This window comes from Kineosphaera limosa NBRC 100340, from assembly GCF_000298215.1.
Taxonomy (GTDB): Bacteria; Actinomycetota; Actinomycetes; order Actinomycetales; family Dermatophilaceae; genus Kineosphaera; species Kineosphaera limosa.
Genome location: NZ_BAHD01000069.1, coordinates 1 through 15,398 on the forward strand (window position 1 = coordinate 1; position 15,398 = coordinate 15,398).

14 protein-coding genes and 1 pseudogene are annotated in these 15,398 nt (G+C 71.5%); 9 read left to right on the forward strand and 6 right to left on the reverse strand.

Going from position 1 to position 15,398, the window contains the following annotated elements; genetic code table 11:
• Positions 1-300 precede the first annotated feature (300 nt).
• Positions 301-582: a hypothetical protein gene (locus KILIM_RS16980; RefSeq protein ID WP_006593965.1), complete on the forward strand. Its 282-nt coding sequence runs from the start codon at positions 301-303 to the stop codon at positions 580-582.
• A gap of 303 nt (positions 583-885) precedes the next feature.
• Here the strand turns inward: KILIM_RS16980 and KILIM_RS16985 are convergent, their stop codons facing one another.
• Positions 886-4,413, reverse strand: coding sequence for an indolepyruvate ferredoxin oxidoreductase family protein (locus tag KILIM_RS16985; protein WP_006593966.1), 3,528 nt, complete (start codon positions 4,411-4,413; stop codon positions 886-888).
• Between the two features lie 139 nt (positions 4,414-4,552).
• Between KILIM_RS16985 and KILIM_RS16990 the strand changes: the two genes are divergently transcribed.
• Together KILIM_RS16990 and KILIM_RS16995 are read left to right on the forward strand one after the other, a co-directional pair.
• On the forward strand, positions 4,553-4,783 hold the full coding sequence (locus KILIM_RS16990) for a hypothetical protein (protein ID WP_006593967.1): 231 nt from the start codon (positions 4,553-4,555) through the stop codon (positions 4,781-4,783).
• Entirely contained in the window at positions 4,767-5,114 is a 348-nt protein-coding gene (locus KILIM_RS16995; protein WP_218880105.1) for a type II toxin-antitoxin system PemK/MazF family toxin, read from the forward strand. The genes KILIM_RS16990 and KILIM_RS16995 overlap by 17 nt, the downstream gene beginning before the upstream one ends.
• A gap of 39 nt (positions 5,115-5,153) precedes the next feature.
• Here the strand turns inward: KILIM_RS16995 and KILIM_RS17000 are convergent, their stop codons facing one another.
• Positions 5,154-6,122: an alpha/beta hydrolase gene (locus KILIM_RS17000; RefSeq protein ID WP_006593969.1), complete on the reverse strand. Its 969-nt coding sequence runs from the start codon at positions 6,120-6,122 to the stop codon at positions 5,154-5,156.
• A gap of 380 nt (positions 6,123-6,502) precedes the next feature.
• Here KILIM_RS17000 and KILIM_RS17005 point away from each other — a divergent pair, with 380 nt between their 5' ends.
• A complete protein-coding gene (locus KILIM_RS17005; RefSeq protein ID WP_006593970.1) occupies positions 6,503-7,102 on the forward strand; it encodes an AMIN-like domain-containing (lipo)protein in 600 nt (199 codons plus the stop codon).
• Between the two features lie 78 nt (positions 7,103-7,180).
• Here KILIM_RS17005 and KILIM_RS17010 read toward each other — a convergent pair whose 3' ends face one another.
• On the reverse strand, positions 7,181-7,525 hold the full coding sequence (locus KILIM_RS17010; RefSeq protein WP_006593971.1) for an ArsR/SmtB family transcription factor: 345 nt from the start codon (positions 7,523-7,525) through the stop codon (positions 7,181-7,183).
• Positions 7,526-7,721: 196 nt separating this feature from the next.
• Between KILIM_RS17010 and KILIM_RS17015 the strand changes: the two genes are divergently transcribed.
• The 5 genes from KILIM_RS17015 to KILIM_RS17035 all read left to right on the forward strand — a co-directional run bounded on the left by KILIM_RS17015 (position 7,722) and on the right by KILIM_RS17035 (position 13,110).
• Positions 7,722-9,338 carry an ABC transporter substrate-binding protein gene (locus tag KILIM_RS17015; protein WP_006593972.1) on the forward strand — a complete coding sequence of 539 codons (1,617 nt, stop codon included), beginning with the start codon at positions 7,722-7,724 and terminating at the stop codon, positions 9,336-9,338.
• A 110-nt stretch (positions 9,339-9,448) separates the two neighbouring features.
• Positions 9,449-10,381 carry an ABC transporter permease gene (locus tag KILIM_RS17020; RefSeq protein WP_006593973.1) on the forward strand — a complete coding sequence of 311 codons (933 nt, stop codon included), beginning with the start codon at positions 9,449-9,451 and terminating at the stop codon, positions 10,379-10,381.
• Complete coding sequence (locus KILIM_RS17025; protein ID WP_006593974.1) at positions 10,374-11,459, forward strand: ABC transporter permease; 1,086 nt, start codon at positions 10,374-10,376, stop codon at positions 11,457-11,459. The genes KILIM_RS17020 and KILIM_RS17025 overlap by 8 nt, the downstream gene beginning before the upstream one ends.
• Positions 11,456-12,445 (forward strand): ATP-binding cassette domain-containing protein, encoded by a 990-nt coding sequence (locus tag KILIM_RS17030; RefSeq protein WP_006593975.1) that lies wholly within the window; start codon positions 11,456-11,458, stop codon positions 12,443-12,445. Before KILIM_RS17025 ends, KILIM_RS17030 begins: the two co-directional genes overlap by 4 nt.
• Positions 12,442-13,110: an ATP-binding cassette domain-containing protein gene (locus KILIM_RS17035; RefSeq protein ID WP_006593976.1), complete on the forward strand. Its 669-nt coding sequence runs from the start codon at positions 12,442-12,444 to the stop codon at positions 13,108-13,110. Before KILIM_RS17030 ends, KILIM_RS17035 begins: the two co-directional genes overlap by 4 nt.
• Positions 13,111-13,120: 10 nt before the next feature.
• Here KILIM_RS17035 and KILIM_RS24125 read toward each other — a convergent pair whose 3' ends face one another.
• From KILIM_RS24125 to KILIM_RS17045, 3 genes and pseudogenes are all read right to left on the reverse strand, one after another.
• Complete coding sequence (locus KILIM_RS24125; RefSeq protein ID WP_006593977.1) at positions 13,121-13,957, reverse strand: APC family permease; 837 nt, start codon at positions 13,955-13,957, stop codon at positions 13,121-13,123.
• Between the two features lie 62 nt (positions 13,958-14,019).
• Positions 14,020-14,529, reverse strand: a pseudogene (locus KILIM_RS25130) (APC family permease); the annotation flags it as partial.
• Complete coding sequence (locus KILIM_RS17045) at positions 14,462-15,358, reverse strand: carbon-nitrogen hydrolase family protein (RefSeq protein ID WP_006593978.1); 897 nt, start codon at positions 15,356-15,358, stop codon at positions 14,462-14,464. The pseudogene KILIM_RS25130 and the gene KILIM_RS17045, both read right to left, overlap by 68 nt.
• Between the last annotated feature and the right edge of the window lie 40 nt (positions 15,359-15,398).

The window sequence follows — 15,398 nt, forward strand, 5'->3', positions numbered from 1 at the left end:
CTGCCCGCCGCGCCTAGCACTCCAGGGGTTTTGGCGGCCCCGCGCGGGGCCCCCCGCGGAACGAACGATCGTGCGACCCATCCGGTCCGGGAATGGGGGCTGACGGCCGTCGCAAGCTGAGACAGCGGCCGGGGCCGGTCGGCACCATGGTGTCCCCCTACCGCTCGTCTGGCAACGCTCCACCCTGCACCGTTTGGGGGCAGTCGTCGTCCCCGTCGATGCACGGACTCGTGTGTCGACTGCCCGCCGCGATCACGGGGCCCGGGCCCGCGATCGCCGTCCCCGGCAAGGGAGGTCCCGATGTCGCAGCAACCAGCGCCGCCCATCGACCCCAACGCCTGGATGACCTATGCGTTGAACCCGATTCGCACCATGGTCGACATCCCGCGGGAGCGGATGAGCGACGAGCAGCTGTCCGTGTACCCGTTCGCCGCCAACGCCCTGGCCGGCGGGGAGCCGGTCATCCCCTTCGTCGCGCGCGGCGCGGGTCATCGGCTCTGTCGGGTGTGCCTGGCCGAGTGGTCGGTGCGCATGTCGCCCGACCACGTCGCCGGCTGCCCCGCCGCGGACGCCCGAGCGTAGGCCGCTAGGCACACCGAGCAACACTCTGCGCCCCTTGCCGAGCCGAAGTTGCGGCCGTGCTGAGGAGTCCGCCCTGTACGCGGGCGGACTGCGCCTGCGCGAGCGGCGCGGCGGTCTGCCTCGACAGGCGGGCACCCGACGGTCGGCGAGGGCCCGGCACGGTTTGTCGTTGTGGTGAACTAATTACATGCCCCCTGGCCGGCGCCGAGGCCCAGGCCTCTGACCTGCGGCGTCAGAATGAGCCGGCAGCGCCGCATGGGGGCACGTAATTAGTTCACCACAACGACAATTAATTCCGGGCAGCTAGAGCGTCGGCGTGGGCAGGCCCAGCGCCTGCAGGCGCTCGACGTAGGTCGCCACGGTGCGCAGCTTGACGTCCTCGTAGCCGCGGACCAGGTCGGGCAGGGCGGCGAATTCGGCGGCCCGGTCGTAGGACTCGGGGGTGAGGTCGGCGACGAGGTCGTAGAGCACCGCCCGGTAGTGGCGCAGCAGTTCGCGCTCGACGCGACGCACGCGGGCGCGGCCGAACGGGTCGAGGGCGGTGCCGCGCAGCCGCTTGCCGGGCGCCAGTGCACGCAGCGCGGTGTGCGTCGAGGGCCGGAAGCCGATCTTGCCGCTCATACCGAGCGCCCGCAGCATCGGCGGATGCAGCCGGAACGTCAGCCGGTCGCCGCCGGGCACCGCGGCCTGGGCGTAACCCTCCGAGCCGCCGCGAGTCAGCAGCCGGGCGACCTCGTACTCGTCCTTGTACGCGGTGAGCTTGTAGAGGTAGCGGGCCACCGCCTCGGACAGGCGGGTGGCGTCGGTGACGGCCCGCTCGGCCCGCCACACCTGCTCCACGATACGCACGTAGTCCTGTGCAGTGCGTTCATCCTGGAAGCCGACGAGATCGGCCGCGCGCAGCCGGGCCAGCCGGGCGGTCTCCCCCGTGAACGTCGCGGTGGCCAGGGCGGGCACCTGCGCCGCCGCGCGGGCGGGCCCAGCCAGGGGGACCCGACCATGACGCTCGCTCCGAGAGCCGCTCCCGGCGAGCGCGGCAGGGCTGGCGTCGGCGCCCGCGGCAGGGAAATCCTCGGCTAGGGCCACGGCATAGGCGGGCGGGTCGGCGACGCTGACCCGCCCCCAGCGGAACGCCGCGACATTAGCCTCGACCGCCACCCCGTTGATCGCGATGGCCTCCTCGACGGCCGCCGGCGGCAAGCGCAACGCCCCGCACTCCACCGCCGCCCCGACGAGCAGCAAGTTCGCGGCTGTGCTCGACCCGAGCAGGATCGCGGCATCGCCGAGCATGTCGAGGGTGTGAATGTCGGTGGCCGCACTGGCCAGTCGACCCAACAGCTCCTCGGTGCCGGTCTGATGCAGCGAGCGGTCGTAGACCTCCGCGCCGGTCGGGGTGACGCTCGTCGAGGCGACGGCCACCGTGCGGGTCGGATCGCCGTAGCCCAGGCTCACCGGGTCGGTCGCGGTCAGCAGGTCGAAGGCGAGGATCGCGTCGGCTCGGCCCGGCGTCACGCGGTTCGACGGCTCGACCGGCCCGTCCGCATTGAACCGCAGGTGCCCCACGACGGGCCCGGCCTTCTGCGCCAGCCCGATCTGATCGAGCAGGTCGACGGCGTAGCCCGCCCGTAGCGCCGCCGTGGCGAGCACCTGATTGACCGTGACGATGCCCGTGCCACCGACCCCGGCGAGGAACACACTCTGCGTCCCCACCTTGTCCGAAGCGGCGCCCACCCAGGCCGGCTCGCCCAGCTCCGGCGGGGTGACGACCTTCCCGCGAGTCGGCTCCCGCGGCACCTGCACGGTCATGAACGCCGGGCAGTCCCCCAGGAGGCACGAGTAGTCGGTGTTGCACGTCGTCTGGTCGATGCGGGTCTTCTCGCCGAACTCGGTGGCCACCGGCTGCACTGAGAGGCAGTTGCTCTTGACGCCGCAGTCGCCGCAGCCCTCGCAGACGTCTTCGTTGATGACCACCCGCGTCGGCATCACCGGCAGCAGCCCTCGTGAGCGCTGCCGCCGCGAGTCATTCGCACAGTGTTGTTGGTAGATGAGGACTGTGACGCCGGGGGTGTCGCGCAGTTCGCGCTGCGCCTCCTCGAGGCGGTCGCGGTGCCACACGCGGGTGCCGGGCGCCATGGCTTTCGCGTCGTGCCGACCGGGATCGTCGGAGAGCACGAAGATCCGCGCCACCCCCTCCGCGGCCAGCTTGTGCGTCAGCGCCGGGATCGTGAGCGCCCCTTGCGCGTCCTGCGCGCCGGTCATCGCGACGACGTCGTTGTGTAGCAGCTTGAACGTGATGTCGACGCCGGCGGCGACGCACGCCTGCAGCGCGAGCTGCCCGGAGTGGGCGAACGTGCCGTCGCCGAGGTTCTGGAAAATGTGGCGGGTGTCAGTGAACGGCGCCTGCCCGATCCACTGGGCGCCCTCGCCGCCCATCTGGGTGAAGCCGGTGACGGCGCTGTCGGTGCGCCGCGAGGTCGTGACGAGGGTGTGGCAGCCGATCCCGCCGGCGGCCAGCGATCCCTCGGGCACGGCCGTCGAGCGGTTGTGCGGGCAGCCGGAGCAGAAGTAGGGCGCTCGGGCGACCGGCAACAGCGGCAACGGTTTTCGCGCGGCCGGGGGCGGCGTCAGCGGCAGCACCCCGGCGAAGACCCGCCGCATCGGCTCGTGCAGGCGGCCCGGGGTCAACTCACCCTCGGCCGGCACGAGCACCCGCCCGTCGGCGTCGCATTTGCCGAGCACCCGCGGGGCGTCGGGGACGCCGTAGAGCACGTCACGCACCTGGGTCTGCAGGAACGACGTCTTGTCTTCGACGACGAGAATCTCCTCCAGCCCCTCGGCGAAGCGGCGCACCGCGGTCGGCTCCAGCGGGGTGATCATGCCGACCCGCAGCACCCGCACGCCGTGCGCGGCGAGGGTGTCGGCGTCGGCTCCGAGATCGACGAGGGCCTGCAGGGCGGAGTCGAAGGCGGGTCCGGTCGCGATGATGCCGCGGCGGCCGCCCGGCGCCGGCACGGTCACCTCGTCGAGGCCGTTCGCGGCGGCGTAGTCGTGCACCATCTGCGCGCGCGGCCCCACGAGCTGGGCCTCGACCGCGACGATCCGGGCGCTGCCAACCAGTGGCGGGCTCTGCGTGAACACCCACGGCTCGCCGTCCCAGGTCAGGGCGGGCGTCACGGGCTCCACCGCCGTCACCGCCTCGTCGACCACCCAGGCGCCGTCGGCGACGTCCGCGACGATCTTCAGCGCGACCGGGCTGCCGCTGGCCCGGCTCAACGCGACCGCGTGCAGGCCGAGGGTGACGACCTCCGCAGCGTTGCGCGGAAAGAGCACGGGGATGCCGAGCGCCGCCAGGGTGCGTTCGCTGACGGCCGGCACCGTGGAGGACTTCGCGGCCGGGTCGTCGCCGGCGAGCAGCACGACCCCGCCGGCCGGATTGACCCCGTACATCGTCAGGTGACGCAGGGCGTCGGTCGCGCGATCGACTCCGGGCGCCTTGCCGTACCAGACGCCGACGACACCGTCGTGCCGTTGCCGCCCCGTCGGCAGGTCCGACTGGCTGCCCCACACCGACGTCGCGGCAATCTCCTCGTTCAGCCCGGGCTGGAAGTGGATCGCGTTGGCGCGCAACATCTCCGGCTCGCCGGCCAGCAGCTTGTCGAGGCCGCCGAGCGGGCTGCCCTGATAGCCGCTGACGAAGAAGCCGGTATCGAGCCCGCGCCGGGCGTCGAGCGCGCGCTGTTCGACGAGGAAGCGCGCGATCGCCTGCACGCCCGTGAGCAGCGCCGGAGGGGATCCGGTGCGAAACCTCTCCGCCAGGTCGTAAGCGCTCATCCGCCCACAGTAGGTCGCCTAGCGCGGACCGGCAGCCCTCCCGACCTCCGTTGAGCCGTCCACAGGGGCCCGTCCCCGATGCGACCCATCCACAGGCGAACTGTGTGACAAATGTAAAACGCGGGGCTAACTTGCCAGCATGGGGCTTGTGAATGTGCGAATCCACGGCGAGGCCGAAGCCGCGCTCGCCGAACTGACGGCCGACGGCACGACCGTCTCGGAGGCGGTGCGTCGAGCGCTCATCGAGTCGCGGCAACTACGCCGACGAGAAGTGATGCGAGCAGATGCCCTGCGCGACCTCGCCGACCCCGAGGATCAAGCCGCCGTGCGTCGGGCCCTGGACGAGTGGGCCGATGCTGATACGTGGTGACGTCTACCGACTCAGTGACGATCTCAGTGACGATCCTCGGGCCCGTGGCCACGAACAGCGAGGGCGTCGATTGGGTGTGGTGCTGCAGTCCGAAGATCTGCCCCTCTCCACGGTTATCGTGGCGCCGACCTCGACGGCGGCGACCCCGCGCAGCTTCCGACCCGAGGTGGAGATCGAGGGAAGGGCGACCTGCGTTCTGCTCGAGCACCTCCGCGGCATCGACACAGCGCGTCTTGGCGCGCGCGTCGGACACCTGAGCCGCACCGAACTCGCCGCCGTTGAAGAGGCGCTGGAGCTCGTGCTGGGCCTGGATCTGCGCCGCCGAAGCTGACGGCAGACCCAGGCCCCACCTCCTGCGCTCGGCTAGCGGCTACTTGACGTAGGTGTCGAGGAAGCGGATGAGCTGGTCCTTGAGCTCCTGGGCGGTGAAGAACTTAGGGTCGGCGTGGGCGGCGTCGATGATCGTCAGCTCGACGGGCACCCCGGCGGCCTCCAGCGCGGCCTTGAAACGCTCGGCCTGCGGCGGCGGCGTCGTGCAGTCCTGACTGCCGTGGAACATCAGCACCGGCGGGGTGTTCGCGTTGACGTACGTGACCGGGCTGGCCTTGGCCGCGATCGGCTCGCCCTCCGGGGAGTCGGGGTCGGCGCCGATGAGCCGACCGTGCGAGGACTCCGCGCCCGGACGCGCCCGCTGGCACGGCCCGTTCTGCTGGTCCTCGGTGCGCTTGGTGAGGTCGTACAGGCCGTAGTAGCCGACGATCGCCTTGACCTTGGTGTCGGTGTCGGTGATCCCGATGTCGCCCTGCAACTCCTTGTCGTCGCTGCTCACCCCGGTCATGGTGGCCAGGTGGCCGCCCGCGGAGTCGCCCATCATGACGAACCGGTCGGGGTCGAGCCAGTACTGGTTCGCGTGGCTCTTCAGGAAGCGCACGGCGGCGGAGATGTCCTGCACCGGCTCGGGGAACGTGCCGTTGGGCACCACCCGGTAGTTGACCGAGGCGATCGCGTAGCCGTTCTGCAGCAGCACGTCGCGCAGCTGGTTCATCTGGATTTCTTCGTTGTTGATGTCCGACTTGTCGCCCGCGGCCCACCCGCCGCCGTGCACAAACACGACCGTCGGGTACGGCCCCGCACCCTTGTCGGTGTCGGCGCCGGGCATGTAGAGGTCGAGCTTGTGCTCTTCCTTGCCGTCTTGGGCGTAGAGGATGTCGGTGCGCTTGGGCTCGATCGGTTGTTCCGGCGTGGCCGGGGCGGTCGGCGTTTGGGTGACCGCCGTCGGCGTGGGACTGGTCTGCGCCTGCGGTTCGCTCGCGTTGCCGCCGCAAGCGGCCACCAGCATCGCCGTCGTCAGCCCGACAAGAAGTGCTTTAGCCCGCAAAGGGCACCCCCAGGTATTCGTCCGCGTGTGCATTTCGCCCGGCCCGTCACGTCGAGCCGGATCCCCGCGGGCCACCCTACGGGCCGAATCTGTGGACGTGGTGACACTCAGCCGTGAGTCCCGGGCACCCCTGGGGGCATTGCGGCGGCGCGCCGAGCACCCCTGGACACCGCTGGGGAGCGGGTGTAAGACGGCTCAATACGTCGCGGCGAGAGGTCGCGGCGTAACGGGGAATCACCAGGGGATCAAGGGGGATCACCATGAATCACAACCGTACTCACCGACCAAACGCACATCGCACCGGTCGGCGCCCGCTCCGGCACATCGTCGGAGCGAGCGCCGTGGCCGCACTCGTCGTCGGCCTGAGTGCCGGTCCCGCCGGGGCCGCTGGAGCCGTCGGCGCCGCGGCTTCGACATCCATACAACCGGCGACCGCCTTGTCGACGGCAGCGCTGGCCGCCACTCCCAGGGCGACATGCGACACCCGCTGGGGCACCGGCGCCAAGGGCAATCTGCCCGTGTCGCTGAGCCGCAACAATCACCTCACCGGAGTGCGGGCCGGTCGGCACTCGTGTTTCGACCGGGTGGTCGTCGACCTCGACGGCACACTCGCGAACAAGGGGTACAGCGTGCGGTACGTGCGCTCGGTCACCCAGGACGGCAGCGGCAACCGGGTGCCGCTGCGGGGCGGCGCCGCGATCGCCGTCGTCATCGGGGCGCCCGCCTACGACGCCAAGGGCCAGCCGACCTACCGGCCGCGCAACCCCGCCGAGCTCGTCAACACCCGCGGCTTCCGCACTTTGCGTCAGGCGGCCTTCGCCGGCTCGTTCGAGGGTCAGACCACCCTCGGGCTCGGGGTCACCAAGCGCACCCCGATGCGGGCGTTCGTGCTGCGCGGCACCGACGGTGACCGGCTGGTCATCGACATCGCGCACCGCTGAGGACGGCCGCTACCCCACCCATCGTGGCTGCCAGGCCCGAGGGTGGGGTGGCGTCTGCCTGGCACGCCCTGCGGCCGCTCAGTGCTCGGGGTGCAGGGCGGAGTGCGGGGCGCGGATGTGGTGGAGCAGTTCGTGGGCGGCGTCGTCGGTGAGCGTCCAGCGCCGGTAGCGGCCGTCACGGCGACCGGTGACGACCCCGGCCTCGGCCAAGGAGGCGAGCGCCTGGCTCACCGCGTTGGCGGAAACACTTGCGGCGGAGGCAATCTCACCGACGCTCGAGTCGGGTGCGGCGTGCACGGCGATGAGGATCTTGAGGCGGGTCGGGTCGGCGAGCAGTTCGAAGGTGCCGGTCCACGTCGACAGCTCCGGCGTGGTCTTGGCCACCGCGTCGGCGGCGACCCTTCCCGCTTTCGGGTCCGTCATCACCGCCGCTCCCTTCGCACCACAGGTAGTCGCATCCCCTGTGCTGGCCACGCTGTTGCCGCCTCTGCTGGTGTCGCATCCAATCGTCCACGCACGCGATATCTGTTCAGCCAGACATATGATGGGCCGACCCGTTCGCAAGATTCGAGGTTAGCCAATGGCTCGTCATCGGGCACCACTCGCGCGACGATCCCTGGTGAGCGCGATCCTCGCGCTCGCGCTGGTCGGGGTCGTCGCCTGTAGCCCGCCGACGACGGACTCCGCATCGAGTGCCGGGAGCGCGGGCCCGCAGCAGGGCCAGATCACGCTGCTCACCGCCTCCCTGCCCGAGTCCCTCAACCCCATCGCCGGGTTCGCGAACACCGGCAAGGGCAAGATCAACGAGTCGCTGCTCACGCTGGAGGGGCGGCCCGACGCGCTGCCCGACATCGTGCCCCACCTCGCGAGCGCCCTGCCTCGGATCTCGGCGGACGGCCGCACGTGGACGGTGCCGCTGCGCAGCGATGTCACCTTCAGCGACGGCTCGCCACTGACCGCCCAGGATGTCGTCGCGACCTACGAGGCGATCGCCGATCCCGCCAGCGCCTCTCCCCTCGCCGGGGACCTCGTCAACCTCGCCGGGGTCACGGCCTCCGATGCGCAGACGGTCGTCTTCACGCTGCGCGAACCGCAGGTGTCGTTCCGGACGGCGTTGCTCATCGGCATCGCCCCGAAGGGCGCCATCACCCCCGGTCAGCAGGTGGGCGACTCGCCGCTGACCACGGCCCCCGTCGGCACCGGCCCCTACGTCGTCGACTCGTTCTCCGCCGACCGACTCGTGCTCACCGCAAACCCCGCGTACCGGCTCGGGCCGGTGCCGATGAGCCGCATCACCTATTCCCTGGCCGCCGACGACAACACCCGCGCCCAGCGGATGCGGGCCGGTGAGTTCGACGGTTCGGTGCTGCCGCCGCGCCTGGCCCAGCCCTTCGACGACGACGGTGCGATGGACGTCGTCACCGCGACCTCCGCGGACTGGCGGGGACTCTCGCTGCCGGCCGGCAACCCGGTGACGGCGGACCCCGCGATGCGCCAGGCCCTGAACACGGGCATCGACCGGGAGGCGCTGGTCAACGGGGTGCTCGCGGGCAAGGGGCGGCCGGCCTCGACGTTCGTCCCGCCGCAGTACGGCCGCTTCTACGACCCCGCCGCGACGTTCACCTACGACCTGGAGGCGAGCAAGGCCGCCCTCGAGGCAGCCGGCTGGCGGGTCGGCGACGGCGGCATCCGCGTCAAGGACGGGCGACGCGCGGCCTTCACCCTGATGTACCGGCCGACCGACATGCTGCGCCGCGACCTCTCGGCCGCGTTCGCCTCCGAGGCCCTCAAGCTCGGCGTCGACGTGACGATCGAGGGGGTCGAGTTCGCGCAGGCCGAGCCGCGGATGGGCACCGACGCCCTGCTGCTGGGCGGTGGCGACACCCCTTACGACGTCGACACCCAGGTCTACAAGAGCCTGCATTCGAGCTATCCGGCGGCGGGGGCCTATTACGACAACCCCAGCCGGTACGTGAACGCCGCGATGGACAAGGCGCTCGACGAGGGGCGCACCTCCACGGACGAGGACACCCGCGTCGGCGCCTACCGGCGCGTGCAGCAGCTCTACGTGGCCGATCCGTCGATGGTCTTGCTCGTCTTTCTCGACCACGTCTACCTGCAGCGCACGAGCATCGCGCAGGAGTGGAACACCACCCCGACGTTGCTCGAGCCGCACGAGCACGGCACGGCGTGGGGCCCATGGGTCGACATCGACCGCTGGACGCCGAAGGGATGAGCGTGTCATCGCCGACGTCGGCCGAGCGGCTCACCTCCGGCCCGGGTGCGCCTGGGCGGCGCTCACGACGGTGGCGGCGGGTCGGGAGACTTGTTCGCACACGCCTCTTGGTGTTCGTGCCGGTCATCGCGCTCGTCTCGGCGGCGACGTTCTGGCTTGCGTCGCGCTCTCCGTTCGACCCCCTCGCCGCCTACCTGGGCGACCGCTTCGAGCGCACGAGCGTGGAGCAGCGGGCGTCGCTGGCGGAGCAGCTCGGGATCAATGACGCCTGGTACGCGGTGTGGTGGCGCTGGGTCGGGGACGTCGTGGTGCGCGGCGACCTCGGGCAGTCGCGGTCGTTGGCGCGACCGGTGGCAGACGTGCTCGCGCAGCGGCTGCCGTGGACGCTGCTGCTCGGCGGCGCCGGCCTGACCATCGCGGTGGTGGCCTCGCTCGTGCTGGGGGTGCTGGCGGCCCGGCGACCGGGGTCGTTGCTCGACCGGTTCGCTGGAGGACTGGCGTACGTGCTGCAGGGAGTGCCGCCGTTCGTCGTAGCGCTCGTAGGCATCGCGGTGTTGTCGCTCGGGCTGGGGTGGCTGCCGGTCGCCGGCGTGGCGACGGGTGGGGCCGACCCGACGTGGGGGTCGATCGCCCGGCACCTCGTGCTGCCCGCTTGCGTGCTCGGGCTCTCTCTCATGCCGTGGCTGCTGCTCAACGTGCGGACCTCGATGGTCGCCGCTCTGCGCGAGGATCACGTGCAGGCTGCCCGCGCCCGGGGGCTGCCCGAGCGGATCGTCGTGTGGCGGCACGCGTTGCCGGCGGCGCTGTTGCCGTTCGTCACGGTCGTCGGCGCCCGCCTGCCCGAGGTCGTCACGGGCGCGTTGCTCGTGGAGACGGTGTTCAGCTGGCCCGGGCTCGCGGCGGCGACGGTCGACGCGGCCACGAGCATGGACTTTCCGCTGCTGGCCGCCGTCACCGTACTGACCTGCGCCGCCGTGTTGCTCGGCTCGCTGCTGGCCGACGCCCTCTACCTGCTGCTGGACCCGCGGGTCGATCATGCATAAGTCGACGAGGGGCCCCGACCGATCGGCCGCCCGGCGGGGTCTGCTGCGCCCCGGAGCCGGGTCGGTCACCTCCAGCGGGTCGACCTACGACTCCCCGTGGCGGGTGGTGGCCCCTTGGCCCGGCCGGGCGGCGAAGGGCTCCGGGCGCCGCCCGGGCCGACGGCGGCCCGGCCCAGCGCGCCGACGCGTGGGCACCGGTCGCACGGCGCTGCGAGTGGGGCTGACGACGCTGCTGCTGCTGACCGCCTACGCCGTGCTCGTGCCGCTGTTGCTGCCCACGGATCCTCGGGTCGTGGACTTTTCGGCGGCGCTGCTGCCGCCGTCGGTGGCGCACCCGTTCGGCACCGACCTGCTGGGGCGCGATCTGTTCGTTCGCTGCGCCCAGGGCTTGCAGGTGTCGTTGGTCATCGCGGCCATCGCGGCGGTCGTCTCGACGGTCATGGGGACGGTCGTGGGCACGATTTCCGCGATCTTCGGTGGCTGGGTCGACTCGGTGACCATGCGTGTCGTCGACGCCGCGAACGCGCTGCCGCACCTGCTGCTGGGGATGGTCATCGCGGCGTTGTGGCGCGGTCAGTGGTGGGCGATCGTGGTGGCCATCGGGCTGACCCACTGGACGCAGGTGGCGCGGATCGTGCGGGCCGAGGTGCTCGCCGCGCGCGGCGGCGGACACGTGGCGGCCGCCATCGCGTCGGGGTCGAGCCGCCTGCAGGTGTGGGCCGTGCACCTGCTGCCGGCGGTGGTGCCGCAGGCGCTCATCGCCGTCGTGCTGCTGGCGCCGCACGCGGTGTGGCACGAGAGCGCTTTGAGTTTCTTGGGGGTGGGACTCCCGCCCGGCGATCCCTCCCTGGGCACGCTGCTCGAAGACGCCCGGGCCGGCATCCTGGCCGGCGGCTGGTGGCTGCTCGTGGTGCCCGGCGGCTTGCTGGCGGCCGCGTGCCTGGGCATCGCGGGCATCGGCGGCTACCTGCGCGAACGCGCGCAGCCCAAGGGAGCCGTCGCAGAGCTGGGCGACCTCGGTGACCTCGGTGACCTGGGTGATGTCGGCGGCGCCCCCGCCGAGGGCGGCCGGCCGTGAGCGCCCCCGCTGCCCTCGAGGCCGCCGCTCGAGTAGCCGATGGGCGGCTCGTCGTCGACGGCCTGCGGGTGCAGCTCCCGCTACCTCCTCGGCGCACCCGGCCGCTGTCGTCCCCGCCGCGCCAGTCGTGGGTGCACGCGGCGCGGGGATTGCAGCTGCAGGCCGCCCCCGGCACGGTGACCGCCATCGTCGGCGAATCCGGCTGTGGCAAGTCGGTGCTCGCCGCGGCTCTGATGGGCCTGCTGCCGGCGGGCAGCCGCGTTCGCGGCCGGGTGGAGGTCGGTGGCCGCGATCTGCTCAGCCTCACCGAGGCGCAGCTGACGCGGGTGCGGGGTCGCGTCGTGGGGCTCGTGCCGCAGTCGGCGAGCACGCACCTCAACCCGGTCCGCACCATCGGGGCGACGATCGAGGAGACCCTGCGCCACCACGACCTCCGCTGCAGCGCGGCGGAGGTGCTTGCGCAGGTGGGGCTCTCGGCGGGGGTTGCCGGTGCCTATCCGCACGAGGTGTCCGGCGGGATGGCCCAGCGGGCGCTCGTCGCGCTGGCGCTGGCCCTGAAACCGCAGGTGCTCGTCGCGGACGAGCCGACCTCGGCCCTCGACGATTCGAACGCGACGGCGGTCCTCGCCCTCCTGCGCGGGCACGCCGACGCGGGCCACGCGGTCGTGCTCATCACGCACGATCTGCTGGCCGCGCGGGCGGTCGCCGACCGGGTCGCGGTGATGTACTGCGGCGAGTTCGTGGAGGTCGGCCCGGCCCGTGACGTATTGAACGAGCCGTTGCACGATTACAGCCGGGCGCTGTTGGCGGCCCTGCCCGAGCGTGGCCTGGTGCCGCCGCCGGGGTCTGTGTCCTCCCTGGTGAATCCGGATCCGCGGGTCTGCGCGTGGCACGCCCGGGTCGGCGCGCCGTGCGGGCACAGGAGCCTGCGAGTTGTCGCGCCAGACCACTCGGTGGCGTGCCTGGAACCCGGAGGCGAGCCGTGAGCCTGGCCCTGCACGGCGTCACGTTTCGCTATGACCGCCACGGCCCAGATGTGCTGCAGGACGTAAACCTGCAGGTGGCGCCGGGTCGGGTCGTCGGCCTGATGGCGCCGTCGGGCGGCGGCAAGTCGACGCTGTTGCGGATCGCGGCGCTGCTGCTGACCCCGAGCGCCGGGGAGGTGAGCGTGTGCGGGCAGCCGGTGACGGCGACGGGCTACCGGGTGCCGGCGGTGCTGCGTCGGCGCACGAGTCTGGTCGCGCAGTCGCCGCGCGCGGCGACGAACCCGCGATTCACCCTCCGACACATCGTCGCCGAGCCGTTGTGCAGCGCCGCGGGGCAGCTGCGCGTCGACCCGCGCCGGCACGAGGAGCGCATCGCCGAACTGGCCGACCGGGTGCGCCTGAGCGCCGACCTGCTCGACCGGCATCCACACCAGGTTTCGGACGGGCAACTGCAGCGGGCCGCCCTGGCCCGCGCGTTGGCGCTGCGCCCCGCGCTGCTGCTGTGCGACGAGCCGACCGCCATGCTCGACGCCCCCACGACGGCGGTCATCATGCGCGCCCTCAGTGATGAGGCCGGCTCCGGAGCTGCCGTCCTCATCGCCGCCCACGACCGCCCCCTGCTGACCGCCGTAGCCGACGAGGTTCTCGAGCTCGGCAACCACTGACGATCCGTCCTCACTCCTCGAAGGTCATCTCCGGGGGCGACTGGCGCAGGCCGCGGGTCAGATACAGCAGCCAGCCGAAGCCCAGCACCAGCCACAGGCCGCCGAGGGTCAGGGCGTGTGGATCCAGGCTGCTCATCAGCCACAGGACGACCGCGAGGCCGATGAGCGGAAAGACCACCCAGCCGACCACCGACCGCGGCGTGCCACCACGGCGGCCGCGCACGTAGTGGGCGATGACGCTGAGGTTGACGAACGCGAAGGCCGTGAACGCGCCGAAGTTGACGAACGACGTCGAGGTCGTGACCGACAATCCGAGCGCGAGGAGGCCGACCGCGCCGGTCAGGCAGAGATTGAATGCGGGCGTGTGGAAGCGCGGGTGCAGGCGCCCGAAGAACTGGCGCGGCAGCACGCCGTCACGGCCCATCGCGAACATGAGCCGGGCGCCGGCGGCCTGGATCGGGATGCCGGCGGTGAACTGGGCGACAATCACGGTCGCGAGAAAGACAGCCGCAAAGAAGTTCCCGGCGATGTCCCGGGCGATGTCGAGGGCGGCCGAATCGGGGTTGGCGAACTCCCCACCGGGATGCACGAGTTGCACGACGAAGGCGACGAACACGAAGATCGAACCCGCGACGAGCGCGGTGAGGATGATGGCGCGGGGTACCGTCCGCGTCGGGTCCTTCGTCTCCTCGGCGAAGGTGGACACCGCATCGAAGCCGATGAACGAGTAGGCGGTGAGCGCGGCACCGGCCGACACCGCCGCGACCGTGGACATGGGGTTCCAGAAGGGCTCGGCCGTAATCCCACCGCCACCCTCCCCGAGCACGGAGCCGAGCGAGAACACCACGAAAACACCAGAACGAGCATCTGGAAGCTGACCAGCGCCAGGCTCACTCGCGTGGCCACGTTGATGCCGATCACGTTGAGTGTCGTCGTCAGCAGGATGAACGCGAGCAGGAAGACCCAGCCGGGCAGGTTCGGGAACTGGTTGGTCAGGTAGGCGGTGCCGAACAACCACACGACCATCGGCAGGAAGAAGTAGTCGAGCAGCACCGCCCAACCGACCATGAAACCGATACGCCCGCCGAAGGCCTTACGTGAGTAGGCGTACGCGGAGCCGGAGTTGGGATAGAGGCCGGCCATCTTGCCGTAGCTGAGGGCGGTGAACAGCATCGCGACGGTCGCCAGCGCATAGGCCGTCGCAAGGGTCCCGTTGCTGGCCTCGGAGAAGATGCCGAATGTCGTCAGAACAATGAACGGCGTGACGTACGCGATGCCGAACAGCAGCAGCGGCAGGAGGGTGAGCTGTCGGTCGAGGTGCGACCGGTGCCTGGCTCGGCGGCCTGGGTGCTCACTGATCCGTCCCGTGCGCGTCGCGCCGACTACCCGGCAGCCACGAGCCGGGGCGAATGCTGCCACCGTACGCCGGCAAGAGAATCTCGGGGTCGTTTGTACCGAACTGATGCCACATGCGGTTCAGGGCGCAGGTGCCGTGCTCGCGGACCCGGCTCACCTCGTCCAGGTCGATCACGTCGGTGTAGACGCCCGCAACCTCGCTGGGCGCCTGCCACCGGACGCGGCCCTCTGGGTCGACGAGCAGGGAGCGCCCGACGCCCGAGGGAGTGGCGGCGTTGAGGCTGAGCACGAACACTTGGTTGGCGATCGCGGCGGCGCGGGCCAGCACCAGCTCTTGCTCGCGGTCGCGGGTGGAGGTCTGCGTCGGGAGGATGACCAGTTCGGCGCCCAACCACGCGAGTTGGCGGATGACCTCGGGAAACCACAGGTCGTAACAGATGGCGAACCCGACGCGGCCGATGCCGTCGACGTCGGCGACCGTGAAGCCGGTACCCATGTCGAACGGCTCGAACGGCCTCCACGGGAAGATCTTGCGGTACACGCCGTGGACCCCGCCGTCGGGGCCGAGCAGCACCGTCGAGTTGTACAGCTCGCCGTTCGGCCCGGCCTCGGGGAACGTGCCCGGCACGAGCCAGATGCCCAGGTCGCGAGCCACCTCCCGCAACTCCGTCACCCGTTCGCCGTCGATGGGCTCGACCAGCTCGCGATACCGCTGCACCCGCTGGTCCGGGGTGCCGTGTACGGCCGTGAGGTGATACTCGGGCAGCACGACCAGTCGGGTCTCGGGGAAGTCGGCCAGCAGCCCGGTGAGGCGTTCGGCGAGCGCCGCCACTCCCTCCTCCGGCTCCCGGGCCCGCGCCTGCCAGGCGAGCAGCGGCAACAGACGGCTCATGCGAACTCCCTTGTCCAGCCACGGCGCCCGTGGGATCGCC

What these genes read in the sequence shown, in the direction of transcription:
- KILIM_RS16980 (WP_006593965.1), top strand. Translation starts at nt 301, where the DNA reads ATGTCGCAGCAACCAGCGCCGCCCATCGACCCCAACGCCTGGATGACC.
- KILIM_RS16985 (WP_006593966.1), bottom strand. Translation starts at nt 4,413, where the DNA reads ATGAGCGCTTACGACCTGGCGGAGAGGTTTCGCACCGGATCCCCTCCG.
- KILIM_RS16990 (WP_006593967.1), top strand. Translation starts at nt 4,553, where the DNA reads ATGGGGCTTGTGAATGTGCGAATCCACGGCGAGGCCGAAGCCGCGCTC.
- KILIM_RS16995 (WP_218880105.1), top strand. Translation starts at nt 4,767, where the DNA reads ATGCTGATACGTGGTGACGTCTACCGACTCAGTGACGATCTCAGTGAC.
- KILIM_RS17000 (WP_006593969.1), bottom strand. Translation starts at nt 6,122, where the DNA reads ATGCTGGTGGCCGCTTGCGGCGGCAACGCGAGCGAACCGCAGGCGCAG.
- KILIM_RS17010 (WP_006593971.1), bottom strand. Translation starts at nt 7,525, where the DNA reads ATGACGGACCCGAAAGCGGGAAGGGTCGCCGCCGACGCGGTGGCCAAG.
- KILIM_RS17025 (WP_006593974.1), top strand. Translation starts at nt 10,374, where the DNA reads ATGCATAAGTCGACGAGGGGCCCCGACCGATCGGCCGCCCGGCGGGGT.
- KILIM_RS17045 (WP_006593978.1), bottom strand. Translation starts at nt 15,358, where the DNA reads ATGAGCCGTCTGTTGCCGCTGCTCGCCTGGCAGGCGCGGGCCCGGGAG.